A 24217-nucleotide genomic window follows, 5' to 3' on the forward strand; every position below is an offset into this window, starting at 1 on the left:
ACGTGCGCGACATTTACACGCCCCTCCCGTATGATGGGGCACCGGACACCAGTCCAACGGGGTGTAGCGCAGCTTGGTAGCGCATCTGCTTTGGGAGCAGAGGGTCGCAGGTTCAAATCCTGTCACCCCGACCAACCGCGGCCATAGCACCGCGTTTTTTCTTACGATCCCGGGGGAGTCCATGCCGTCCTATCGCACCATCATGACGGTTACGACGCTGGCACCCGGACACGCCCCCGAAGAAGTCGAGGCCGCCGCCCGTTCCGTCACCCGCCTCGAATCCTGGGACATCGCCATCGCCTCCGGCCAGCCCCGCGTCACCGCGCGCTTCACCGCCATCGATGACGCCGAGGCGCGCGCGACCCATCGCCAGATTCTGTCCTCCGTGCGCCTCGTCGCCGAGGTGCCCCGCGCCCGCTTGGCAGCCGTTGTGCGAGGGCGTTCCCACTACCTCGCCCCCTGAGTGCACCCGGCACCGCACCCTGCCCCGGCCTCGTGAATGGGGGAGAGTGGCACGTGCCCGTGTGGCGTTGCGCACTCGAAGCGCCCGTAGAGGGGTGGATATGCCCACTTACGGCCCGCGAATGAGGACATTAACGGGGTCGTGGCGTACACTAAGCGAGTTGTTATGCGCCCGAAATGGGCGTTCCCCCGATTTGTAGACTACGGAGCGTACGCACGTGAAGAGCACCGTTGAAACCCTCGAGCCCACCAAGGTTCGTCTGACCGTTGAGGTTCCCTTCGAGGAACTGAAGTCCGAAATGGACAAGGCGTACAAGGAGATCGCCGGACAGGTCAACATCCCCGGCTTCCGTAAGGGCCACGTGCCTCCGCGCATCATCGACCAGCGCTTCGGCCGCGCCGCCGTCATCGAGCAGGTCGTCAACCAGGTCCTGCCCGGCTACTACTCCGACGCCGTCAACGAGAACGACCTGCGCCCCATGGCTCAGCCCACCGTCGACGTCACCGAGATCCCCAACGTGACCGGTGCCCAGGGCGGCCAGCTCGTCTTCACCGCCGAGGTTGATGTCGTCCCCGCCTTCGAGCTGCCCGAGATCGACGAGAAGCTCGTCGTCGAGGTCGAGCCCACCGAGGTCACCGAAGAGGACGTCGAGAAGGAACTCGAGGACCTGCGTGGCCGCTTCGCCACCCTCAAGACCATCAACCGCAAGGCCAAGACCGGCGACTTCGCGACCATCGACCTGGTCGCCACCATCGACGGCAAGCAGGTTGACTCCGCCTCCGACGTCTCCTACGAGATCGGCTCCGGCTCCATGCTCGACGGCCAGGACACCGCCCTGCGCGGCACCAAGGCCGGCGAAGAGGTCACCTTCACCTCCAAGCTGAAGGGTGGCGAGCACGAGGGCGAAGAGGCCGAGGTGACCATCACCATCAAGGCCATGAAGACCCGCGAGCTGCCCAAGGCTGACGACGACTTCGCTCAGATGGTCTCCGAGTTCGACACCATCGACGAGCTCAAGGAAGACCTGAAGAAGCAGGCCGCCCAGTCCAAGGAGTCCCAGCAGGCCCTCGCCGCGCGCGACGCCCTCATCGACCTCCTCCTGGACAAGGTTGAGATCGTCCTGCCCGAGTCCGCGGTCGACCACCAGGTCGAGCACCGCGTCGGCGAGGACGCCAAGCCCAAGGCCAAGAAGGAAGCCCGCGAGGCCGTCGAGAAGGAAATCCGCACCGAGCTGCTCTCCGAGGCGCTGGCCAAGAAGTTCGACGTGCAGGTCTCCCAGCAGGAGCTGATCGACTACGCGATCCAGATGTCGCAGAACTTCGGCATCGACATCAACCAGCTGTTCTCCTCCTCCCAGCAGATGGCCAACGTCGTGGCCGACCTGGGACGCTCCAAGGCCCTCATCGAGGCCCTCAAGGTCGTCACGGTGAAGGACACCAACGGCGCCGACGTCGACCTGAGCAAGTTCTTCGGCACCGATCCCGCCACCGAAGAGGGTGCGGAGATCATCACCGAGGTTACCGACGAGCAGGAGTGAACCGCGGCGGGCATACCCGCTGACGAGTGACTGACTCTCAACTGAGGGGGTGGGGCGAGAGCCTCGCCCCCTCAGTGCATGTGCCGACAGCGAAACGACGGCCCGGCGCGCGCACGAGCGGGCGCGCAGCGGGTACGGTTGACACCAATGGGGCCGACTGGGCCCGCGAACAGACGAGGAGGTACGCGTGAGCGTGCACAATACCGGGGCTGCCGGCGAAGGCTCGCAGCTGGGACTGGGCGACTCGGTCTACCAGCGCCTGCTCAAGGAGCGCATCATTTGGCTGGGTGGCGAGGTTCGCGATGAGAATGCGAACGCGATCTGCGCGCAGCTGCTGCTGCTCGCGGCCGAGGACCCGGACCGCGACATCTACCTGTACATCAACTCGCCTGGCGGCTCGGTGACGGCCGGCATGGCCATCTACGACACGATGCAGTACATCAAGCCGGACGTCGTGACGGTCGGCATGGGCCTGGCTGCGTCGATGGGCCAGTTCCTGCTCACCGCGGGTGCCCCGGGCAAGCGCTACATCACGCCCCACGCCCGCGTTCTGCTGCACCAGCCCCTGGGCGGCGCCGGCGGCTCCGCGACGGAGATCCGCATCAACGCGGATCTGATCCTGGGTATGAAGAAGGAACTCGCTGCCATCACCGCTTCTCGCACGGGTAAGACCGTCGAGCAGGTGGAGGCCGACGGGGATCGCGACCACTGGTTTACGGCGCAGGAAGCCCTCGAGTACGGCTTCGTTGACCGCGTGATCGACAGCCCGCAGGAGATCGGAACGCGAGGAGAGAACTGATGAGCACCCAGCCCTACTTCGAGGCGGTCGCCCGCCAGATGCCGCAGGCCCGCTACGTGCTGCCCGACTTCGAGGAGCGCACAGCTTACGGTTTCCGCCGCCAGAACCCCTACACGAAGCTGTTCGAGGACCGCATCGTGTTCCTGGGCGTGCAGGTGGACGACGCCAGCGCGGATGACGTCATGGCGCAGCTGCTGGTCCTAGAGTCCCAGGATCCTGATTCGCTGATCACCATGTACATCAACTCGCCCGGTGGCTCCTTCACGGCGCTGACCGCCATCTACGACACGATGCAGTACATCAAGCCGCAGATCCAGACGGTGTGCCTGGGCCAGGCCGCCTCTGCCGCCGCCGTGCTGCTGGCCGCCGGTTCGCCCGGCAAACGCCTGGCGCTGCCCAACGCCCGCGTCCTCATTCACCAGCCGGCGATGGAGGGCATGCAGGGGCAGGCCTCGGATATCCAGATCGTCGCTGACGAGATCGACCGCATGCGCGCGTGGCTCGAGGACACCCTCTCGAAGCACTCGGGCAAGCCGGTGGAGCAGGTGCGCCGCGACATCGAGCGCGACAAGATCCTCACCGCCCCGCAGGCCGCCGAGTACGGCCTGATTGACCAGGTCCTGGAGTCTCGTAAGGCTCTGTGACGCCTTTTCGTCACTGACGAGGCCGTGGCCTTCCCGCGCTGATGTGTGTGGGGTGCCACGGCCTCGTTGCTATGTGCCTGGTCAGGCGATTGTCGCGCTGACAATTGTCGGCTACGGGTGAACTTTTCATAACAATAGGCGTGGCTACGCGGGAATATACCTCGCGTGCACTACGTTATTTGCTAGTAAGTGCGAAAGCACATCCGACCGAACGGCAAAACGTTCAACACCTTGGAGGTCTCGTGGCTCGTCTGACTGATGGCGCGGAACTGCTCAAGTGCTCTTTCTGTGGGAAGAGCCAGAAGCAGGTGCGTAAGCTCATCGGTGGCTCCGGCGCATATATCTGCGACGAGTGCATTGAGCTGTGCAACGAGATCATCGAGGAGGAACTCGGTTCGCAGCAGTCCTCCTCGTCGACGACGCCGCTGCCAAAGCCGCGCGAAATCAACGAATTCTTGAACACGTGGGTGATCGGCCAGGACCGTGCCAAGCGCGCCCTGTCGGTGGCCGTGTATAACCACTACAAGCGCGTGCGCTCGCGCGAGGCCGGCAACGCTGAGGACATGCTGGGCACTAAGTCCAACATCCTCCTGCTGGGCCCCACGGGCACGGGTAAGACCCACCTGGCGCGCTGCCTCGCCCGTCTCCTCGACGTGCCCTTCGCGATCGTGGACGCGACCGCCCTGACCGAGGCCGGCTACGTGGGTGAGGACGTGGAGAACATCCTCCTGCGCCTCATCCAGGAGGCCGACGGCGACATCAAGAAGGCCGAAAAGGGCATTATCTACGTCGACGAGATCGACAAGATCGGCCGCAAGGCTGAGAACGCCTCCATCACCCGCGACGTGTCGGGCGAGGGCGTGCAGCAGGCCCTCCTGAAGATCATCGAGGGCACGGTCGCCTCCGTGCCTCCCACGGGTGGACGTAAGCACCCCCACCAGCAGTTCCTGGAGATCGACACCTCCGGCATCCTCTTCATCGCTGCCGGTGCCTTCGCGGGCATCGAGGACATCGTCAAGGCTCGCCTGGGCCGCCGCTCGACGGGCTTCGGCTCCGAGCTGAAGAGCACCTCCGAGATGGGCGACCTCTACGAGGCCGTGTCCGCTGAGGACCTGCACAAGTTCGGCATGATCCCAGAGTTCATCGGCCGTCTGCCCATCCTGACCTCCACGAAGGAGCTCACGGAGGAGGACCTCGTGCGCGTCCTCACCGAACCGTCGAACTCGCTCGTGCGCCAGTACCAGCACCTCTTCGAGCTGGACGGTATGGACCTGGAGTTCACCCACGAGGCGCTCCTGGCCATCGCGGCGCGCGCCAATGAACGCAAGACGGGTGCCCGCGGCCTGTCCTCGATCATGGAGCAGACCCTGTCGGATCTCATGTTCGACCTGCCCAGCCGCGACGATGTCGCCCGCGTGGTCATCACTCGCGACCTGGTCGAGGGCGTGGGTGAGGCCGAGCTGTACCCGGAGCGTTCCTCGGAAGGCAAGCGCAGCGCCTGAGTCCGCCCGCTAGACTGAGGTCAGTTAAGACCTTAGGGGAGGAACAATGGCACAGCGTGACGAGGCCTCGGTGGCCGCTTCGGCGGATGCGGGCGTGAGCGGTATCCCCGCCGAGCTCGCGGAGGCTCGCGCAACGATCGACAACATCGACGCTGCCCTCGTGCACATCCTCGCCGAGCGTTTTCGCTGCACCCAGCGCGTCGGGCACATCAAGGTGCGCCTGGACCTGCCTCCCGCCGACCCGGATCGCGAGGCCCGCCAGGTCGAGCGCCTGCGTACCCTGGCGGCGTCCTCCGGCCTCGACCCCGATTTCGCCGAGAAGTTCCTGGGCTTCATGGTCCGCGAGGTCATCCGCCACCACGAGGACATTAAGGCCGAGTACGACGAGGGTTCGTGCCTGTAAACTGCGCGCTGGGGGAGGGGCAAGCCCCGGCCTTGTCAGTTGCGTACCCGAGCGATGCGGCGTTGATCCCGCTGAGCGAGCTGTGAGTCAGCTAGACTGAATAAGCTGAACACAGGGAGTTTTGGGAGGGGGATCGATGGTCAATCTCGGTGATATTGCCAAGGCGACGGGTTACTCGAAGGCGACGGTGTCTCGCATCCTCTCCGGAGACCCCAGTTTCACCGCGAAGGAATCGACCCGCCACCGTGTCATCCAAGTAGCCAACGAGCTCGGCTACGCGCTGCGCACATCGCGTGCCGGCGTCCCTCAGACCATCGCGGTGCTTGAGAACTTCGATCCCACGAATGGACCCCAGGACTCCTATTTTTCCGACGTGCGTGAGGCACTGCGAGAGCGTGCGGTGGAGAACATGATGAGCCTGGCGTTCTTCCCGACCGTGGACGCGCTCATCGATGCTGCGGACGAGTTCTCTGGCTTTGTGTCCATCGGTCCAGCACCAATCGCGCAAGACGACCTCGACCGTTTGTATGAGGCGCTCTCGCACGGCGTGTTTATCGACATCAACCCCGCGCCGGCGCTCTTTCATTCTGTGCGCCCCGACCTGCAGCAAACGGTCATTGACGCGATCTACACGCTGCGTGAGCAGGGGCGTCAGCGTATCGCCTTTATCGGCGGCGCCGGGCACATGATGGGCTCTCATGTCTTCGCGCAAGACCCGCGTACCGTCGCCTTCAACGAGTGGGCGCACCTCCTCGACATGCCCACCGATGGCTACGTCTGCGCCTCCGGTCCCTTCACTGTGGAGAATGGACGTAGTCAGGCCGAAGCACTACTTGATGCGTGCGCGGATGATCTGCCCGACGCTGTCCTTGTCGCGGCTGATCCGCTGGCGGTTGGCGTCATTCAGGTGCTTGCTGCCCGTGGGCTCCGTGTACCCGACCAGATTGCCGTCGTATCCATCGACAATCTTCAGGTCTGCGAGTACACGGCTCCCACGCTCAGCTCCTATGCGATCGACCGCTCCGAGTTGGCCGAGACCTCGCTCATGCTGCTCTCAGATGCGATCGTGGGCCGTTTCATGCATAAGCATCACGTTCTACTGTCCACCCGTCTTGTTGTGCGACAGAGCTTTATTCCCGCGCACGGCGCCACCGCATAGCGATCAGGCGTGAACGCATAAGGCAGCGGCGGGGGAGTTGCCTCACACCCGCCGCCGCTAAATGTCTCTTACATGAGAGACAATGTCACGTCCAGGACCTGCTTCTCGGTCGCATCAATCTGGTACTCGTCATGCACCGGCGACCCCCACGAATCGTCACCGCCGACACCCATCTGTGCAGTTAGCAGACGTAGGTAGGTCGCGGGCCGCTGGGAGGGATCCGGTAGCTCCCACCAGTGTCGAGCGTTTTCGATGTGCGCGGAGGAGTAGGGCAGAAGCGAGACCCCGAGATCGCCGTGTGCCTGAACACGCAGGCCGTGTCCGTCGTCGTCCGTTACCTCGCACCAGCGGATGCCGGGGTGGAAGCCGCACTCCTGCGGTACCGCGTAGGGGGCCAGCCCTTCGGCTGCGCTCTGGGACCACACGCCCAGGGTTGCTCCGGCCAGGCGGTCCGCGTAGGCCTCGACGGGGCCGAGGCCATAGAAAGTCAGGCGGTCAATCGACGAGGGGAGCGCCCACTCGATCCCGAAGCATGGCATCGTTGGGAGATCATGCGCACCCGGGTAGGTTGCCGTTAGGCGAATCGTGCCGTCGGTGCGCAGCTCGTAGCGCACAGGCACGGTGACATCTGCAATGCCCGCAAGACGGTAGTCGTAGGTAACGACGACACCCTCGCCGGTCTCTTCGACGGTGGTGTTCACGCATCGTGCGTAGGCTCCAGCCGTCGTCCACCACGCGCGGTCGAAACCGTGCCCACAGCCTCGATCATTGTCCGTGAGTGGTCGGAAGGTTGTCAGCTTGGGAGGGAAGAGGACCATGGCCTTGTCGTCGCGACGCCACTGGACGATGCCACCCGCGGTACGCGACAGCAAAGCCTCGTTCTCGCCCTCACGCATACCAATGTTCCAACGGCCCACGGTGAATGTGGCGTGGCCACTAGGTGTCGTGTCGGCCTGCTCGGGGTAGGAGAACACTGTCTGGCCCACGGAGACAATGTGCCCAGCCTCGCACCACGCGGTGTCGGAGGAGATGACAAGTGCAGCCTCCAACACGATCTCTTGTTGTGTGTCGGCTAGCAGTTCAGACGGCCATCCCACACTGACGGTGCTCCGCCCACGGGAGATGCCTGTTGCCGCGACCTCTTTCTCCCAGACAACCGCGCCGTCAGCAAGGATCCGGGCACGCACACACAGGTTAGTAAGCGGCGCCGGAAGGACAACAGCATCGATAAGGATTCCGTCGATGCTCGGCGTGAGAGTGACGGGGGAGTAGAGCTGTTTGACCGCCATGGCTGAGGGCTTGGGTGTGCGGTCGGCGAATAGGATGCCATCACAGGAGAACTCCCAGTCACAGGGGCGATCCTCGAAATCGCCGCCGTATGCTAGGAACTCGCCATCCGAGCCGGCGGTCGGCTCATGGTAGAGAGCCTGGTCGATCAGGTCCCAGATGAAGCCGCCACCATACGCGGGGTAGCGCTCCAGGTCCGTGTAGTGGCTAAGTCCACCAACAGAATTACCCATCGCATGCATGTACTCGCACGACAGATAGGGCTTCGCCGGGTTATCACGCAGGTACTCCTCGATCGCGTCAGGCAGCGCGTACATGCGTGACTCAATATCGGAGGCATCGTCGAACTCTCGATCCCACGTGACACCCTCGTAATGGACAGGGCGGGAATTGTCCAGCTCATGACAGCGCCTGTACATAGAGCGGAAAACCTCGCCGCCAAAAGACTCGTTACCCAGCGACCACATCAACACGGAGGCGTGATTGAGATCCTGGTGCACCATTGACTCGACACGATCCACGCAGGCGCCCTCCCACTCCATCTTTGATCCCGGGATCGCCGTGGCTGGGGTGGGGATGTCACCCGGCGTGCACCATGATCCGTGTGTCTCCAGGTTCGCCTCGTCAATGACGTACAGGCCGTACTCATCGCACAGGTCTAGGAAACGGGTGTCATTGGGGTAATGGCTTGTGCGGATTGCATTGATGTTGAGCTGCTTGCACAGGCGCACGTCCGTCACCATGTCCTCCATCGACATCGTTCGGCCCGTGCAAGGATTAAACTCGTGGCGGTTGACACCGCGGAAAATGAGGCGCTGGCCGTTGAGCATGAAGACAGAGTCGAGGATTTCGAAGCGGCGGAAACCCACGCGCTGAGTCACGGTCTCGTAATCGTTTCCATCGGCGTCGTGAATCGTGAGGCTCAGCGTATACAGGGCCGGATCCTCCGCCGTCCACGGGTGTGCGCCGTCTACTTCACCCCGAAGCGCGATGCTGGGATCGTTTGCGGGCACGCTTTCGCTCCATACAATGGCGCCGCTCGAATCGGTGAGCTGGGCGCTTGCGGTACTGTCGGCCTTAGTTCCCTTGAGGTCGACCGTGACATTGAGTATTCCCGCGCCTGTTTCCGCATCGTAGTCAGCGTTGGCTGCCAGGTGAGCGACGTGGCAGGCAGGCAGAGCTACCAGTGATACGGAACGGAAAATACCGTGGAAACGCCAGGAGTCCTGTCCTTCCAGCCATGAGGCGCTGGAATGCTCGTAGCAGGCGACGACAATCTCGTGTTCCTGGGAGTGCGTCAGTGCTGACGTGATATCAAACTCGCTCGCCGTGTACCCGTCCTCGCAGTAGCCGACGAAGATGCCGTCTACCCAGATGTAGAGAGCCGTCGCAAAACCCTCGAAGCGTAGGCGTGCGTGTCCTTGCTTGCTCAAAGACTCCTGGAGGGAATCATGCAGGTTGAAGGTGCGCCGGTAGAGTGCAACTCGGCACTCCTCTGGTGGTTTGGGAGCCTGAGGGTTCTCGTGGCCGTCCCATGGCATCTGAATGTTGACGTACGCCGGAGGCCATAGTCCCTCAGCTTCGAGGGTTGAGGGAACGGGAAGGCTGTGTACTGCTTCCTGGTCGAATGTGATGGTGGGGGAATCGAGAGTCACGCGCGAACTCGATGTAAGTGCGACTTCCCAGGTTCCGTCAAGACTCTGTGTCGGGGCGTTCGTGCGGTGTGCGCTGTGCGCGGGAAGTCGATTGACAGCAAAGATCTGCGGATCGCTGAGCCATGCCGATGTGGGGGTGGAGGCGGTGGGCGTATGGAACATGGTGACCTTCCGGAAATGCGACGTTGCGGTGGAGCGATCGTGCTCTGAGGTCAGAGTAGCCCGTTGATGACATGAATGCAATGAGGTTACTGAGAGATGTTGTTGTGATCTAAATATCGTTGGTATTCGCAGGTAAATGCGTTACCTTAGTGGTGTCCGAGCAAGAGTTGCTTCGAAGGAGAGGGACCATGGCACACGAAGACAACGCGCAGAAGAGCTGGGCGTCACGAATCTGCTACGCGATCGGTAATCTGGGGCAGGCTGCGTATTACAACGCGCTCTCAACATTCTTTGTCACCTACTATGCGGCGCAGACCCTGTTCCGTGACTACGAGGACTCCGAGGCCAAGGCGATGATCGCGGTCATCACCGCCCTCGTCTTCATTATTCGGATCGCCGAGATCTTCATTGATCCACTGCTTGGGAACTTGGTGGACAATACAACCTCGCGCTTCGGGCGATTCAAGCCCTGGCAAGTCATTGGTGGTGTTGGATCATCCATCCTCCTTTTTGCGATCTTCACCGGACTCTTCGGCCTCGTCAACGTGAACAAAGGAGTGTTCATTGTTGTTTTTGTCATCGTCTTCGTGGTCCTTGACATCCTGTACTCCCTGCGTGACATCTCATACTGGGGCATGATTCCTGCGCTGTCCTCCTCCTCGCAGGAGCGAAGTGTGTACACCGCTCTCGGAACATTCACGGGCTCCATCGGCTACAACGGCGTCACCGCGATCGTCGTTCCTGTGGTTGGATTCTTCGGTGCTCTTGCGGGAGCTGGTTCTGAGAGCCAGGAAGGATGGACGGGCTTCGGTGCAGTCATCGCTATCCTCGGCATCGTCACCTGCTTGGCTGTCGCGTTTGGTACTCACGAGGAGGAGAGTGTCCTGCGTGATCCGTCTGATAAGTCCAACCCTCTGCAGGCGTTCCAGGCGATCGTGCGTAATGATCAGCTGCTGTGGGTCTCGCTCTCCTACGTTCTCTACTCGATCGCGAACGTTGCGACGACAGGCTTCATGATCTACCTGTTCAAGTTCGTGCTTCAGAAGCCTGACATCTACTCGATCGTCGGTATCATCGCCTTCGTCATTGGCCTGGCGGTCACGCCCCTGTATCCAGCGATTAATCGTCGCGTGCCGCGTCGCTACCTCTACCTCGGTGGCATGGTGCTCATGGCCAGCGCCTACATCCTGTTCATTCTCTTCCCGTCGAACCTGTTCGTCGTTTTTGTCGCCCTGGTTCTCTTCTACCTGCCTGCTACTTGCATCCAGATGACGGCTATCCTCACGATCACCGACTCCGTTGAGTACGGGCAGTGGAAGACCGGCAAGCGTAACGAGGCCGTCACCCTCTCGGTGCGCCCGATGCTTGATAAGATCGCCGGCGCTCTGTCGAATTCCATTGTTGGATTCGTCGCCATCGCGGCAGCTATGACCAACGATGTTGACCCCGCCCTGCTGACAAGCGGAAACATCGCGACCTTCAAGACCGCGGCCTTCTACGTGCCCTTGGCGGTCATCGTCCTGGCGTTCATCGTCTTTGCGCGGAAGGTTACCCTGACCGAGGTCAAGCACGGAGAGATTGTGTCCCTCCTGGAGCAACACCTTGCTCGCTCCGAGGCTGCTGAAGACTGAATGAATAAGCGCCCGATGAAGAGGAGAATCGGGTGAGAGGCGGGGGATGCGCGAGCGTCCCCCGCCTCGTTTTGTGCTCTCAGGGTTGTCTGATGAAATTCTGCGCAGGCTCCCGGATAGTTTTCAGGTAGCTTTCAGGGTTGTGGACTGTAATCTATACAGGCAGTGAGAACCATTGCCGATAAGCAGTCCTCAAGGAGTTTTCGATGAAGAATCGCGCACAGACGCGCGCCCTTGCCGTCATTGCCATCACCCTGGCGGCGGCCCTCAGCGCATGCGGATCGACCGGATCGTCCAGCTCGTCCGCGTCCAGCACCAAGAGCCCGAGCGCGGCGGCCACCAACGCGGCCAGCAACGACCCCAACCTGGTGTTCGCTCAGTGCATGCGCGAGAAGGGCTTCGACGTGCCCGACACCGGCCTGACGCCCGACAACTTGAAGGACACCTCCGACGCCTTCAACAACGCGCTCAACGAGTGCATGATGAAGGTCTCCGGCATGACCGGCGAGGACAACGTGGCGAACGACCCCGCCGCGCGCGAGGCCATGGTCAAGGCGGCGCAGTGCCTGCGCGAGGCCGGATACGACGTCAAGGACCCGCAGGCCGGCGAAGGTATCAGCGTCAAGGACATCCCCGAGGACGTGCTCAACAAGTGCTTCCAGCAGTCAGGGGCCGCCAAGTGAAGCGTCCGCGAACCCCACGCCCCGCGGCTGTGCTCGCGATCCTGGCGATTGGCGCGCTGACCCTGTCCGCCTGCTCGGGTGCCAACGCGGATGCCCAAGCCCCCCAGTCCTTTGACGGGGCGACGGCGACCGTCACGAAGGGCGACTTGGTGGGGGAGACCACCGTCCAGGGAACCCTCCACTACGCGGACTCCTACACCCTCAAGAGTGCCTTCGAAGGCGTCGTCACCGCCCTGCCCACGCCCGGCACGTCCCTCACTCAGGGATCGCACGTGTACACGGTCGCCGGCAACAACACGTACCTGCTCCACGGCTCTACCCCCGCCTGGCGCGCGTTCGAGGAGGGCATGAGCGACGGTGAGGATGTCACCCAGCTGGAGACCGCGCTGTCCGAGCTCGGCTACTTCGAGGCCACCCCCAATGCCCACTTCGACTGGAATACGATCGCGGCGATCAAGAAGTGGCAGAAGGCCCTCACCCTGCCCCAGAGTGGCTCACTGCCGCTGGGCACCGTCCTCTTTGCCCCCGAGGACCTGCGCATCGGTGCGCTCAAAGCACGCGTCGGCGACAACGCCACGATGGAGACGGAACTGTTCACGGCCTCGTCCTCGCGTCAGGTCATCTCCGCGAACCTGAAGCTTTCCGACCAGGCCCTCGGCGTCGTCGGAAACTCTGTGACTGTGCGCCTGCCCGGCTCGGCTGCGACGACGACCGGAACGATCACCTCGGTTGAACCTCCGCGCGAGAAGGAAGGCGAGGAGGGATCCAAGGAGACGACCAAGGAACGGATCATTCCGATCACCGTCACCCCCGATGACGCCTCCGCCCTCGAAGGGCTGCAGGAGGCCTCGGTCTCCCTGGGGCTGACCTCCGAGACCCGCACCGGCGTTCTGTCCGTGCCCCTCGGCGCGCTCGTGGCCCTGAGCACCGACCAGTTCGGCGTCGAGGTCGTTGATGACAAGGGCGAGATTCGCCGGGTTCCCGTCACCGTCGGCCTGTTCGCGGGAGACCGCGTCGAAGTGAGCGGCGACGAGATCGCCGAAGGCCAGCGCGTGGTGGTGCCCAACCGATGAGCCACATCCTGCAACTGACCGACGTGCACCGGTCCTTCGGCAGCCCGCCCGTGCACGCCTGTAACGGAGTGTCCCTGGCCGTCGACGAGGGCGAGTTCGTCGCCATCGTCGGGCCGTCCGGCTCCGGAAAATCGACCCTGCTCAACCTCATTGGAACGCTCGACCGGCCCACCTCGGGCAGCGTGTGCATCAATGGGACGGACGTGTCCTCCCTGCGCGACACCGAGCTGTCCGGCGTGCGCTCCTCGCTGATCGGATTTGTGTTCCAGCAGTTCCACCTGACGGCCGGCGTGTCCGCCCTCGACAACGTCGCGGACGGACTGCTCTACCGGGGGGTGCCGCGCGCCAAGCGCCGCGAGGCTGCGCGTGAGGCCCTGACCCGCGTGGGCCTCGGGCACCGCATGGATCACAAGCCCCACCAGATGTCGGGCGGCGAACGCCAGCGCGTTGCGATCGCTCGTGCCATCATCGGGCACCCGGCGCTGCTGCTGGCCGACGAACCCACCGGCAACCTTGACTCGCGCTCGGGTGCGTCCATCGTCGCCCTCCTGCGCGAGCTCAACGAGGCCGGCACCACCATTATCGTGATCACCCATGACAATGACCTGGCGGCATCGCTGCCCAGGCAGATCGCCATCCGCGATGGCGAGATCGTTTCCGACTCAGCGCACCCGGGAGGTGACCATGGCGAGTAAGAAGAATACGGGTACCGGCCGCTCCGCGCTGCGTCTCTCGGACGTCGCTCGTCTTGGCCTGACGGGCCTGCGGGCCCGACCCATGCGCGCCGTCCTCTCGGCCCTGGGCATCGCGATCGGCATTGCGGCCATGGTTGGCGTCGTCGGCGTCTCCGCATCCTCGCAGGCCCGCCTGCAAGAACAGCTGCGGGCGCTCGGCACCAACATGCTGACCGCGCGCAGCGGCGCGGACCTGTCGGGAACGGACCTCATCCTGCCCGAGGACTCCGTGGGGCGCACCCTCATGATCCCGGGCGTTACCGACGCGGCCTCGACGTCGACGCTGAGCGGCGTCTCCGTGTACCGCTCGCGGCTGTCCGACCCGAACGCGACCGGCGGCATCATCACGATGGCGGCCGACACGAATCTCCTGAAGGTCGTCTCAGGGACCATGAAGAAGGGCGCGTGGCTCAACGACGCCACCGCGAAGTACCCGGGCGTCGTCCTGGGCTCGAAGGCCGCGCAGCTGCTCGGCGTCGTCGAGCCAGGCACCCAGGTGTGGCTGGGCGGCATGACGTTCACCGTCCTGGGCATCATGGATCCAGCACCCCTGGCCGAGGAACTCGATAACGCCGCGCTCATCGGTGTGCCCGCCGCGGGCACGTACTTCGACGCGGGCAAGACGCCCACGACGATCTACGAGCGCTCCAGCGAGGATCAGGTGGAGAACGTCCGCGAGCTCCTCGGACCCACGCTCGCCCCGCAGGGCGCCACCGGCCTGAAGGTCTCGCGTCCCTCCGACGCGCTGGCCGCCCAGAACGCGGCCGACCAGACGCTCACGACGCTGCTCGCCGGCGTCGGATCGATCGCCCTGCTCGTCGGCGGCATCGGCGTGGCCAACACGATGATCATCTCCGTCCTGGAACGCCGCAAGGAGATCGGCCTGCGCCGGTCTCTGGGCGCGAAGAGGGGACACATCACCGTGCAGTTCCTGGCCGAAGCCCTGCTCCTGTCCTTCCTCGGAGGACTCGCCGGATGCCTCATCGGCGCCGGCGTCACCTGGGGCATGTGTTACGCATACGGCTGGCCGCCCACCCTGCACTGGTGGGTGATCGCCGCAGGCCTCGGCGCGACTCTCCTCATCGGTGCCGTCGCCGGGCTCTACCCCGCGATCCGAGCGGCCCGCACACCGCCCACAGCGGCGCTCGCCTCGCAGTAGGTTGCCCACCCACAAAAGCCGTGGCCGGCTCGCCAACCCCGATACCGAGCGGGGGGAGTGCGAGCCGGCCACGGCCTCGTTCATGGGCGCGTCAGTTCTGTACGGGGCCGCCGTAGATCTCGTCGATGATCGGTGCGAGGCGGTGCGTTGCTTCCAGGCGCTTGACCTTCAGCGAGGGAGTGAGCAGGCCATTCGCCTCCGTGAAGTCGGTCGTGAGGACCTTGATCTTGCGGATCGACTCGGCGCGCGAGACGTGCGTGTTCGCCGAGGCCACCGCCTTCTCCAGGGAGGCCAGGACCTCGACGTTCGTGGCCGCCTCCGCCACGCTCATCGGTGGCAGCGAGTGGGCGGCGAGCCAATCTGGCAGCATCTCCGCGTCCAGCGTGATGAGCGCGGCGATGAAGGGCCGCTGGTCGCCCACGACCAGGACCTGGGAGATGAGCGGGTGGGAGCGCATCGGATTTTCGAGGGCGGCCGGGGCGACGTTCTTGCCGCCCGCCGTCACGATAATCTCCTTTGCGCGGCCCGTGATGGACACGTAGCCGTCGCGGTCCAGGGACCCCAGGTCGCCCGTGCGGAACCAGCCGTCCTCGGTGAAGCAGGCAGCCGTGGCGCCTGGGTCGTTGTGGTAGCGCTGGAAGACGCTCGAGCCCTTGAGCAGGATCTCGCCCTCGTCGCTGATCTTGAAGGACATGGGCGGCAGGGCCGGGCCCACGGTGCCGATCTTGGACAGGCGGGGCGTGTTGACGGAGACCGGGCCGACCGTCTCGGTCAGGCCGTAGCCCTCCAGGACGGGGATGCCGACGCCGCGGTAGAAGTGCGCGAGCCAGGTCGCCAGGGGGGCGCCGCCCGACACGATGTAGTCCGCGTTACCGCCCACCAGGCGGATGATCTGCTGGTAGACGAGCTTGTCCGCCAGCGCATGCTGGGCCTTGAGGGAAGCACTTGGGCCGTCTTCCGTATCCAGGGCCTGGGAGTAGGCGATCGCGACCTTCGCCGCCCAGCGGAAGATCTTGCGCTTGGGGCCCGAAGCCTTCGTGTCCGCCGAGTTGTAGATCTTCTCCAGCACGCGCGGGACCACCAGGAGGTAGCTCGGCTTGAAGGACGCCAGGTCGCCCAGCAGGTTCTTGATGTTCGAGGCGTGGCCGAGGACGCCGTTGCCGCTGATCTGGAAGACCTGCAAGAAACGCGCGAACACGTGGGCCAGGGGCAGGAAGAGGAGCAGGCGCGAGTTCTTGCCCGCCGCGATTTCCGGCATCCACGCGTGGGCGTTGAGGCACAGGTTCGTGAAGTTTTCGTGGCTCAGGACCGTGCCCTTGGGCGTGCCCGTCGTGCCCGACGTGTAGACGATGGTGGCGATGTCGTCCTTCGTGAGGGCCTCGGAGCGGGCGAGGACGCGCTCACGTGGGGTGGCCGAGCCCTCCGCGATGAGGGTCTCGATGGCCTCGGAGTCCAGGGAGAGGACGTGCGTGTTGTCGCGGTTTTCGCGCTCGGCGGCTGCGCGCACGATCTCCGCCATGGACACGGTCTCGGTGATGATGAGGTGGACGTCCGCGTCGACGAGGACGTGGGCGACCTGGTCGATGGAGCTGGTCTCGTAGATGGGCACGGGGACGAGGCCGGCCCCCCAGCACGCGAAGTCGAGGAGCGTCCATTCGTAGCGGGTGCGGCTCATAATCGCGACCCGGTCGCCGGGTTCGAGTCCCCGCGCGATGAGGCCGGCGGCGAGCGCGTGGACCTCGTCGTAGAACTCTCGCGCCGTGATGGAACGCCACGTGTCACCGATGCCGATCTTGCGCAGGATCAGCGGGCGGGTCGCGCCGCGCTGTACGCGTTCCTTGAGCAGGTGGGGGATCGTCGTGTGCTCGTCGATGCGCACCAGGACGGGGGCGTGCCACTCGAGGGCTTCGGTGGTTGTCTGCGCCTGCGTCGTCTCGTCGTTGGTGGACGAGGCCGGGGTTTCTTCGGCGGTCATGTCTACTCCCTGGTCGCTGGGCGGTGTGCGCCGAGGGACGGGGCCAGCGGCGCAGCTGTTGCTACCTCTATCCTACGCGCCCGTAGGGTGGGAGAGAGGGAGCGTCTTTAGGGGTGGCTGCCTGTGCCTGATGTGGCCGGGCGGAGCAAACCTGCGTCGGTACTAGTCCAGGCCGAGGTCGGCCTTCACCTCGTCGAGCGTGTACACATCGTCGGGGTGCTCCTCGTAGTCCCGCACGGCCTGCTTGAGTTGCTCGTTGAGCTGCTCGAATGGGTGCCCGGGCGTGGGGTTGTCGGCGTAACGCTTGAACTCTTCCAAGAAGGAATCGGCTAGCTGACTATCATCTGCCGTGCGCTCGCGGACGGTGGGCGGCTGCGCGCCGGATGCGACGGCCTCAGCGGCTGCGAGTTCATGCTCCTTGGGACGCCAGAAGGACGTGATGTCCTGCTTCTCGGTGAGCTGGTGCTGAATGAAGGCGTCGAGGAGCTCGTAGTCGAAGGGCTTGTTCCAGGGTTGGCGGACGAGCAATGTGCCGAAGTCGGTGCCTCGCTCGCGCATGATCTGCTCGAAGCGGATCATGGTGGCGCGCTCGGGGGCCATCGCCATGTGCTTGGAGGCTGCCGAGAACCCGATGATGTATGTGCCGTGGTGGGTGAACATCGGCTGGTTCCACGCGATGCGCAGCTCCAGCTCCGGGTAGCGCTTAGCTACCCAGTTCAACACCTCCACCATCCGTGCCCGATTGTCATCATTCGGGATGGTCGCCAGGAACTCCTCGAGCGTCTTGATTGCCATGGCTTGACCCTAACAACGCCCATGCACATCTGCGGCACGCGTGGTGATGGACGCCTTGATATTTGGCGCTACGCCGCCACCTAATGTGCGAAAGGGGGCCGCCCGTAGTTTCCCACGGGCGGCCCCCCCGCGGCCCAAGGTAAAGAGGAGTGATGTCTGAGCAAATGACCTTGCTAGCAACGCTAAGTTGAGCGTGAAAGTGTTGGTTATAGTGAGCTGGCGCGGATTCCTTGAAGATCCGGAGGAAAGCGCGAGTCAGCAATGGTCTAAAACTCTCACTACAGCCTTGGCTAACAGCCACGGGATCACTTAACGATAGAAGAATCGTATATGGAGCTCTGGCTGAGTTGAAGTTCCAAGTTGTTACTAACGCTCTAAATCTTTTGTCATAACCCAGGAGCTGCTCTGAGAGTTCAATTTGTCGGCCAGCTTGGTAAATATTCTTGGCTCGACGGAGGGGAATAGATGCTCAATAGCATCTTCAGTGGTCCATTCCCTTACGGTCCAGATGTACTCGCCTTGGTCTACTGGTTGACTCTCAACTGGATCGGAAAAAGTGTGTGTAAAGAGTGTTAGATAGTTGGAAATGGCAAGTGAGTCACCGAACTCCTCTGGTTCAGGAAAGTGATCGGAGTGTTGCTGAAAAGACATTATAGTTCCTTTCTGGTAGTGCGTTTTCGTAGTGAATTGCTACGAGATTTCGAATTCTAGCATCATGCGATGTTATTGGGGTCCTGTGGGGGTGTGTTGGCCTGATGTTGTGAGCAGTGTTCTTTCTTAGGTGGTGGCAATAGGTTGATCGAATACTACTGTGGTAGTAAGTGTTGGATGTGCCCATTCTGTCGCTGTGGCTCGTGTAGTTGTGGCTGGTTATTGCTCTTCTTGTGTCCATGTCAGTGGATACGGTGCTGCTTGTGTCAAATTTAAAACGTGCCGGTTTGTGTTTTAGTTCTGATTGGCTTTCCTGTCGAGGTGCAGAGATGGGCAAATTGTGTGAATAATAAACAGCTCGTATGACTCTGTCTCGATCCGCATCATGATCATTCCGCGAGTTTTGACGTTCGATTCTGGTGATACTCTGAAAAACTATCAATCGTGCATCAATAGTGTGACAATGCTTGTGTTCTGTGATGTGGAAGGGAGAGTGTGCAGTCCTGTAAATTAAAGCCGATTACAGTGCATGTTCTGTGGAGTATCTTTGTGGGCTTGTTGCCTCCATTGTTAAACGATGTGAAATCCGAGCTCGTTCAGCAGCTGTTTGTATGTCTTTCCCATTTCAGTCAGTAAGCTGCCGAGTTCACGTTCGAGCGCATCAAGTTGGACGTCGTCAAATTGGAGATATTCGTTAATTGTGTAGAAGTAGTCTGGGGTTTCAGAAATCCTGTAGAGAAGGCAGTCGGGTGAATTGTGGGCATACCTGGTTGTTTCGGTAGTGTCGGGAGTGTGTAGGTGTGTGCTAGTAATAGACAAGATCTTTCCCGCTTGTTTGATCAATAGATCGAGTGTTGAGGAAATGTGTTCCATTTCCATGCCGTCTTTGAAATGGTAAAATTTGCTGAGTTTGTCAATAAGTGAGGCGGGGATTGATCTGAATGAAATTGGTTCTGTTGTAAGGTAGTTGTAGAAGCATTGTTGAAGGTCATTTTTTCCGTCAAAAAGTAACGGAGAGAGTCGTCGGTATAATGGAGAGTTGTTCGGTGTTGTTATCTTTTGGTTCAGTGGCATTATCTCTTCCTTTCAAACTAAGGTTACGGCGCTGATGTGTTGAAAATGGGGGGTGAGTGCGATTTGAGTAATTTGATTTGTGTTGCCTGTTTTGCTCCTGTTTGCTGGCGAAAGCATGAATTTGCTTCTAGTTGGCGAGTGGTCGTGTCTAGCTTGCAGTTGATTTATGTTGTCAACGTTGCGTGTTATGTTTACGAGTAGTGGTGAAGTGGATGTGGTATATGTTGAGCCTTCCTCCGTTGGTGCTTGATTTTCTCAATCCCATCATTGCATGCAAGATGGTTATGTGTTGCAGTTTGACACTTGTTTTGAAAGTACAAGTAGATGTGTGGTAAGTCTCAGGTGTAGTGTTCGGTTTGTCCGATGTAGTCGGCTGAACTTGTATACGTTGTTTTACTTGCGCAGATGGTTCGGTGTTGTCATTGGGCGGGTAAAACGAAGGGGGCCGCCCGTGGTGTTCCACGGGCGGCCCCCCAGCAGCCTAACGCTCAGCCCTTGCGCTTCGCAGGAGCCTCGCCCAGCTCGAAGGACTCGACAACGGCCTCGGTGGCTTCAGCGTCGTCGGAGGCGGCCACGGTCAGGGCGCCCACGGCCTTCGACGCAGCCTCCAGGTCACCCTTCACGGACTCCAGGGCCTCCACCTGAGCCTGCGGGGCGCGCACCGTCACCGCCAGGAACGGCGTACGCGGCGACACCTTCGCCTCAGACTTCACGCGACGCAGCGCGATCAGAGCAGAGGACGCGGCCTCGAGCACCGAAGGATCGCCCTCGACGCCAGCCAGATCCGCGACCACCGGCCACGGGGCGGTGTGCACGGAGCCCTCGCGGTACCAGCTCCACACCTCTTCCGTCACGTACGGCAGGTAGGGGGCCAGCAGGCGCACGACGTTATCAATGACGATCGCCAGAGCCGCACGGGCAGACGCGGCCGAGGCCTCGTCCCACGCGCCATCACGGTTGTAGGCGCGCTCCTTGACCAGCTCCAGGTAGTCGTCGCAGAACGTCCAGAAGAACGACTCCGTGACCTCGAGCGCGCGGGAGTGCTCGTAGGACGCCAGGGCAGCCGAGGCCTCGTCGATGACAGAAGCCAGCGCCGCCAGCACCGAACGATCCAGCGGCACCGTCACCAGCGCCGGATCCAGATCGATCGCCGCGCCCTCGCCGCCCATCGTGAGCGCAAACTTCGACGCGTTCAGCACCTTGATTGCCAGGCGGCGGCCAATCTTCATCTGCTGCTCGTCGAACGCCGCATCCAGGCCCAGGCGAGCCGACGCCGCCCAGTAACGCACGGCATCCGAACCGTACTTCTCCAGGATGCCCATGGGGGTCACGACGTTGCCCTTGGACTTCGACATCTTCTTGTGGTCCGAATCCAGGATCCAGCCCGACAGGCCCGCGTGCTTCCACGGCAGCGCACCGAACTCCAGGTCCGCGCGCACCACGGTGGAGAACAGCCACGTACGGATGATGTCCTGGCCCTGCGGGCGCAGATCCATCGGGTACGTGCGAGCGAACAGGTCCTCGTCATCCAGCCAGCCACAGGCCAGCTGCGGGGACAGCGAGGATGTCGCCCACGTGTCCATGATGTCCAGCTCGCCCACGAAGCCGCCGGCGACGCCGCGCTGATCCTCCGTGTAGCCCTCCGGCACGTCCGTCGACGGATCGACCGGCAGAGCGGCCTCAGACGGGGTGATGATGTCGTCGTAGTTCACCTCGCCGTCCGCGTCCACGCGGTACCACAGCGGGAACGGCACGCCGAAGAAACGCTGACGCGAGACCAGCCAGTCGCCCTTCAGGCCCTTCACCCAGTTCTCGTAGCGCACGCGCATGAAGTCGGGGTGGAACTCCAGCTCGCGGCCGCGGCCGATGAGCTCCTCGTTCAGGTCCTTGCCCGAGGCCGGGTTCGTCCACGCGCGGCCACCGTTACGGATGTACCACTGGCGCGAGGTGACGATTTCGAGGGGCTTGTCGCCCTTCTCGAAGAAGTTGGTCTGACGCATCGTCTTGGTCGGCTCGCCCTTCAGCTCACCCGACTCGCGCAGGGCGGCCACCACGGCCTCGCGGGCGGAGAACGTCGTCTTGCCGGTGATCTCCTCGAAAGCCGCGCGGCCAGCGTCCGTCGTGATCCACTCGGGGGTCTCGGTGATGATGCGGCCGTCCTTGCGCAGGATCGCGCGCAGCGGCAGCTCCAGGTCACGCCACCAGTCGATGTCGGTCGTGTCACCGAAAGTACAGCACATGGCGATGCCCGCGCCCTTGTCCATCTCCGCCTCGGGGTGGGGCAGGATCGGCACCTCGACGCCGTACACGGGGGAGGCGACCGTCGTGCCGAACAGTGGCTTGTAGCGCTCGTCGTCCGGGTGGGCGATCAGGGCGACGCAGGCGGCCAGCAGCTCGGGACGCGTCGTCTCGATGCACACGTCCACGCCGTCCTCGACGGGCGCGCCGGCGGCGGCAGCCTTCGCGGCGGCCTCGGCGTCGGTGATGTGGAAGGCCAGGCGGTGGTAGAAGCCCGGGTACTCGCGGCTCTCCAGCTCAGCCTGGGCGACCGCCGTCTGGAAGGTGACGTCCCACAGGCCCGGGGCCTCGGCCTGGTAGGCCTCGCCGCGCGCCAGGTTGCGCAGGAACGCGGCCTGGGCGACCTTGCGCGCACGCGCGCCGATCGTCTGGTAGTTCTGCTTCCAGTCCACGCTCAGGCCCAGGTAGCGCCACAGCGCCTCGAACTGAGCCTCGTCTTCCTGGGTGAGGCGCTCGCACAGCTCCACGAAGTTCTTACGGGAAATCGGCTTCTGGTCGCGAGCCTTGATCGACTTGCCGTCGCCGCCCACGTGCGGGGGCTCGAAGTCGGGGTCGTAGGGCAGGGTGGCATCCACGCGCACGCCGAAGTAGTTCTGCACGCGGCGCTCGGTGGGCAGGCCGTTGTCGTCCCAACCCATCGGGTAGAACACGGACTTGCCGATCATGCGCTGGTAGCGGGCCACGACGTCGGTGTGCGTGTAGGAGAAAACATGGCCGATGTGCAGGGAGCCGGATACCGTCGGCGGGGGAGTGTCGATCGAGTACACCTGCTCGCGCGTCGCGGTGCGGTCAAAAGCGTAGGTGCCCTGGCTTTCCCAGGCCTCACCCCACTTGGCTTCGAGGCCTTCGGGGGCGGCGCGGTCGGGCACGCGAGGCGCCTGCGCACGGGTGTTCATGGCCATAATTGAGTTGTCTCCATCCGAGTCGTGGACTGTTTGCCCCACTAGCCTACGTTTCACCGGGCATTTCGGTCCAATGCTGGGCCTTGTAGCGCCCGGCGCGTTGCTCACATGCGTCGTTACAAACGTTCCTCTCGTGGCGCGGTCGGGTGAAGTGAAGCGCGTGGGGATACCGTGGTGTCAGGCAGGGGAGCCGGGACGAGGCCCCTGCGCGGAAGGGGAGAACATGAGCGCGCAATCGCTGGGTGAGCAGACCGTCGACCTGTTGGGGCGCCTGGTGCGCTTGGGCTGCGTCAATGACTTGACCGCCGATTCGGGTGGAGAGGAGCGCGCCGCCGACCTTCTCGAGGACTTCTTCGCGGGCCTGCCCGTGTCAATCGAACGGATCACCCCGCACCCGGGTCGCACGTCCCTCGTGGTCACGGTCGAGGGCGCGGATCCGCTCAGTGTCGGCACGCCGCTGACCCTCCTCGGGCACACGGACGTCGTGCCCGTCGACGAGGCCAAGTGGACGCGCGATCCTTTCGGCGCGCACATCGAGGACGACGTCATGTGGGGGCGCGGCACGGTCGACATGCTCCACCTGACCGCCGCGATGGCCGTCGTGACCCGCGAGGTCGCCCGCCGCGCCAAGAACGGCAATCCTCCGGCGCGTTCCCTGGTGTTCGTGGCCGCCGCTGACGAGGAAGCACGAGGAGGGCTCGGCGTCCCGTGGATCGGCGAGCACAGGGTGGATGCCCTCCCGTGGGACGCGGCCCTGTCCGAAATGGGAGGGGCACACATTCGCGGGCGCAGGGGCGGTGACAGCGTCGTCGTGGTCGTCGGCGAAAAGGGCGCCGCCCAGCGCCGCCTGCACATCCGGGGCGACGCCGGCCACGGCTCGGTTCCGCTGGGGCGCACGAGCGCCGTCGAGCGGCTCTCTCAGGTGAGCGCGGCGCTGTCCGCCGCCCGCTGGCCCACCGCCACGGACGAGGTCTGGGCTTCCTTCGTGCGCGCCTTCGAGTTCGACGAAACGACCGAAACGAGCCTCATCAACGGCACCTACGAGGGCGACTACTCCGAGTTCGGGGATCTGGCGGCGTTCGCCCACGCGATCTCCCACGTGACCGTCGCCCAGACGGTCGCCCACTCGGGCGGCCCCATCAACGTCATGCCCTCCCACGCCACCCTCGAGCTGGACATCCGCACGCTGCCCGGCGTCGACGACGATGACGTGGACGCCGCCATTGCGGCGGCCCTCGGTGACCTCGCGGAGCACGTGACCGTCGAACGCCTCCTGTGCGAGGACGCCACGGCCTCGTCGATCGACACCGACCTGTACCGGGCCATCGAAGCGGCGCTGACAGAGCGCTACCCGGGCGCGAGCGTCGTCCCCGTCCTCTTCCCCGGCGGCACCGACCTGCGCGTTGCCCGCAGGCGTGGGGGTATCGGGTACGGATTCGGAGCCGTGGACAGTGGGGCGAGCCTGGGACAGGTCTACTCCCAGCTGCACGCGCACGACGAACACATCGCCCTGGCGGACGTGCGCGCGACCGCCGAGGTCCTCCACGAGATTGTGACCACCTACCTGGACGCATAACGAGGCCGGGGCCAGGTCACGCATTCGTGCAACCCGGCCCCGGCCTCGTTGGTGA

General features: G+C 63.3%; 18 protein-coding genes and 1 tRNA gene. 14 read left to right on the forward strand and 5 right to left on the reverse strand.

The features are described 5' to 3' along the window. The first annotated feature begins 57 nt into the window (after window positions 1-57). The 8 genes from JJJ16_RS02150 to JJJ16_RS02185 all read left to right on the forward strand — a co-directional run bounded on the left by JJJ16_RS02150 (window position 58) and on the right by JJJ16_RS02185 (window position 6507). Window positions 58-134: transfer RNA gene (locus JJJ16_RS02150), tRNA-Pro, on the forward strand. Window positions 135-181: 47 nt separating this feature from the next. Next, complete coding sequence (locus JJJ16_RS02155) at window positions 182-463, forward strand: FMN-dependent dehydrogenase (RefSeq protein WP_219751210.1); 282 nt, start codon at window positions 182-184, stop codon at window positions 461-463. Between the two features lie 217 nt (window positions 464-680). Further along, window positions 681-2000: a trigger factor gene (gene tig, locus JJJ16_RS02160; protein ID WP_219751211.1), complete on the forward strand. Its 1320-nt coding sequence runs from the start codon at window positions 681-683 to the stop codon at window positions 1998-2000. Window positions 2001-2187: 187 nt separating this feature from the next. Beyond that, window positions 2188-2799 (forward strand): ATP-dependent Clp protease proteolytic subunit, encoded by a 612-nt coding sequence (locus tag JJJ16_RS02165; RefSeq protein WP_219751212.1) that lies wholly within the window; start codon window positions 2188-2190, stop codon window positions 2797-2799. Then, the gene (locus tag JJJ16_RS02170; RefSeq protein WP_009059029.1) at window positions 2799-3443 is read left to right on the forward strand and encodes an ATP-dependent Clp protease proteolytic subunit; all 645 of its coding nucleotides are present in this window, start codon (window positions 2799-2801) and stop codon (window positions 3441-3443) included. The genes JJJ16_RS02165 and JJJ16_RS02170 overlap by 1 nt, the downstream gene beginning before the upstream one ends. A gap of 242 nt (window positions 3444-3685) precedes the next feature. Further along, window positions 3686-4945 (forward strand): ATP-dependent Clp protease ATP-binding subunit ClpX, encoded by a 1260-nt coding sequence (clpX, locus tag JJJ16_RS02175; protein WP_219751213.1) that lies wholly within the window; start codon window positions 3686-3688, stop codon window positions 4943-4945. Between the two features lie 46 nt (window positions 4946-4991). After that, on the forward strand, window positions 4992-5348 hold the full coding sequence (locus JJJ16_RS02180) for a chorismate mutase (RefSeq protein WP_219751214.1): 357 nt from the start codon (window positions 4992-4994) through the stop codon (window positions 5346-5348). Between the two features lie 136 nt (window positions 5349-5484). Beyond that, window positions 5485-6507, forward strand: coding sequence for a LacI family DNA-binding transcriptional regulator (locus tag JJJ16_RS02185; protein WP_219751215.1), 1023 nt, complete (start codon window positions 5485-5487; stop codon window positions 6505-6507). A 68-nt stretch (window positions 6508-6575) separates the two neighbouring features. Here the strand turns inward: JJJ16_RS02185 and JJJ16_RS02190 are convergent, their stop codons facing one another. Then, entirely contained in the window at window positions 6576-9611 is a 3036-nt protein-coding gene (locus tag JJJ16_RS02190) for a glycoside hydrolase family 2 TIM barrel-domain containing protein (RefSeq protein WP_219751216.1), read from the reverse strand. Between the two features lie 188 nt (window positions 9612-9799). On the opposite strand from JJJ16_RS02190, the gene JJJ16_RS02195 reads away from it, so the two are divergent. The 5 genes from JJJ16_RS02195 (at window position 9800) to JJJ16_RS02215 (ending at window position 14891) form a co-directional block, all read left to right on the forward strand. Further along, window positions 9800-11242: a glycoside-pentoside-hexuronide (GPH):cation symporter gene (locus tag JJJ16_RS02195; RefSeq protein ID WP_219751217.1), complete on the forward strand. Its 1443-nt coding sequence runs from the start codon at window positions 9800-9802 to the stop codon at window positions 11240-11242. 206 nt (window positions 11243-11448) lie between these two features. Beyond that, window positions 11449-11925, forward strand: coding sequence for a hypothetical protein (locus JJJ16_RS02200; RefSeq protein ID WP_219751218.1), 477 nt, complete (start codon window positions 11449-11451; stop codon window positions 11923-11925). Continuing rightward, a complete protein-coding gene (locus JJJ16_RS02205) occupies window positions 11922-12998 on the forward strand; it encodes a peptidoglycan-binding protein (RefSeq protein ID WP_219751219.1) in 1077 nt (358 codons plus the stop codon). The genes JJJ16_RS02200 and JJJ16_RS02205 overlap by 4 nt, the downstream gene beginning before the upstream one ends. Next, window positions 12995-13693 carry an ABC transporter ATP-binding protein gene (locus JJJ16_RS02210; protein ID WP_007590082.1) on the forward strand — a complete coding sequence of 233 codons (699 nt, stop codon included), beginning with the start codon at window positions 12995-12997 and terminating at the stop codon, window positions 13691-13693. Before JJJ16_RS02205 ends, JJJ16_RS02210 begins: the two co-directional genes overlap by 4 nt. Next, entirely contained in the window at window positions 13683-14891 is a 1209-nt protein-coding gene (locus JJJ16_RS02215; protein ID WP_219751220.1) for an ABC transporter permease, read from the forward strand. The genes JJJ16_RS02210 and JJJ16_RS02215 overlap by 11 nt, the downstream gene beginning before the upstream one ends. A 91-nt stretch (window positions 14892-14982) precedes the next feature. On the opposite strand, the gene JJJ16_RS02220 is transcribed toward JJJ16_RS02215, so the two are convergent. The 4 genes from JJJ16_RS02220 to valS all read right to left on the reverse strand — a co-directional run bounded on the left by JJJ16_RS02220 (window position 14983) and on the right by valS (window position 22586). Next, entirely contained in the window at window positions 14983-16866 is a 1884-nt protein-coding gene (locus JJJ16_RS02220; RefSeq protein WP_219751221.1) for an AMP-dependent synthetase/ligase, read from the reverse strand. Between the two features lie 162 nt (window positions 16867-17028). Next, on the reverse strand, window positions 17029-17661 hold the full coding sequence (locus tag JJJ16_RS02225; RefSeq protein WP_219751222.1) for an iron chaperone: 633 nt from the start codon (window positions 17659-17661) through the stop codon (window positions 17029-17031). A 366-nt stretch (window positions 17662-18027) separates the two neighbouring features. Beyond that, window positions 18028-18312, reverse strand: coding sequence for a hypothetical protein (locus JJJ16_RS02230; protein WP_219751223.1), 285 nt, complete (start codon window positions 18310-18312; stop codon window positions 18028-18030). A gap of 1562 nt (window positions 18313-19874) precedes the next feature. After that, window positions 19875-22586 (reverse strand): valine--tRNA ligase, encoded by a 2712-nt coding sequence (valS, locus tag JJJ16_RS02235; RefSeq protein WP_219751224.1) that lies wholly within the window; start codon window positions 22584-22586, stop codon window positions 19875-19877. 223 nt (window positions 22587-22809) lie between these two features. Between valS and JJJ16_RS02240 the strand changes: the two genes are divergently transcribed. After that, window positions 22810-24162, forward strand: coding sequence for a M20/M25/M40 family metallo-hydrolase (locus tag JJJ16_RS02240; protein ID WP_219751225.1), 1353 nt, complete (start codon window positions 22810-22812; stop codon window positions 24160-24162). Window positions 24163-24217: the final 55 nt, after the last annotated feature.

The organism is Schaalia sp. ORNL0103 (assembly GCF_019429565.1).
Classification (GTDB): Bacteria; Actinomycetota; Actinomycetes; order Actinomycetales; family Actinomycetaceae; genus Pauljensenia.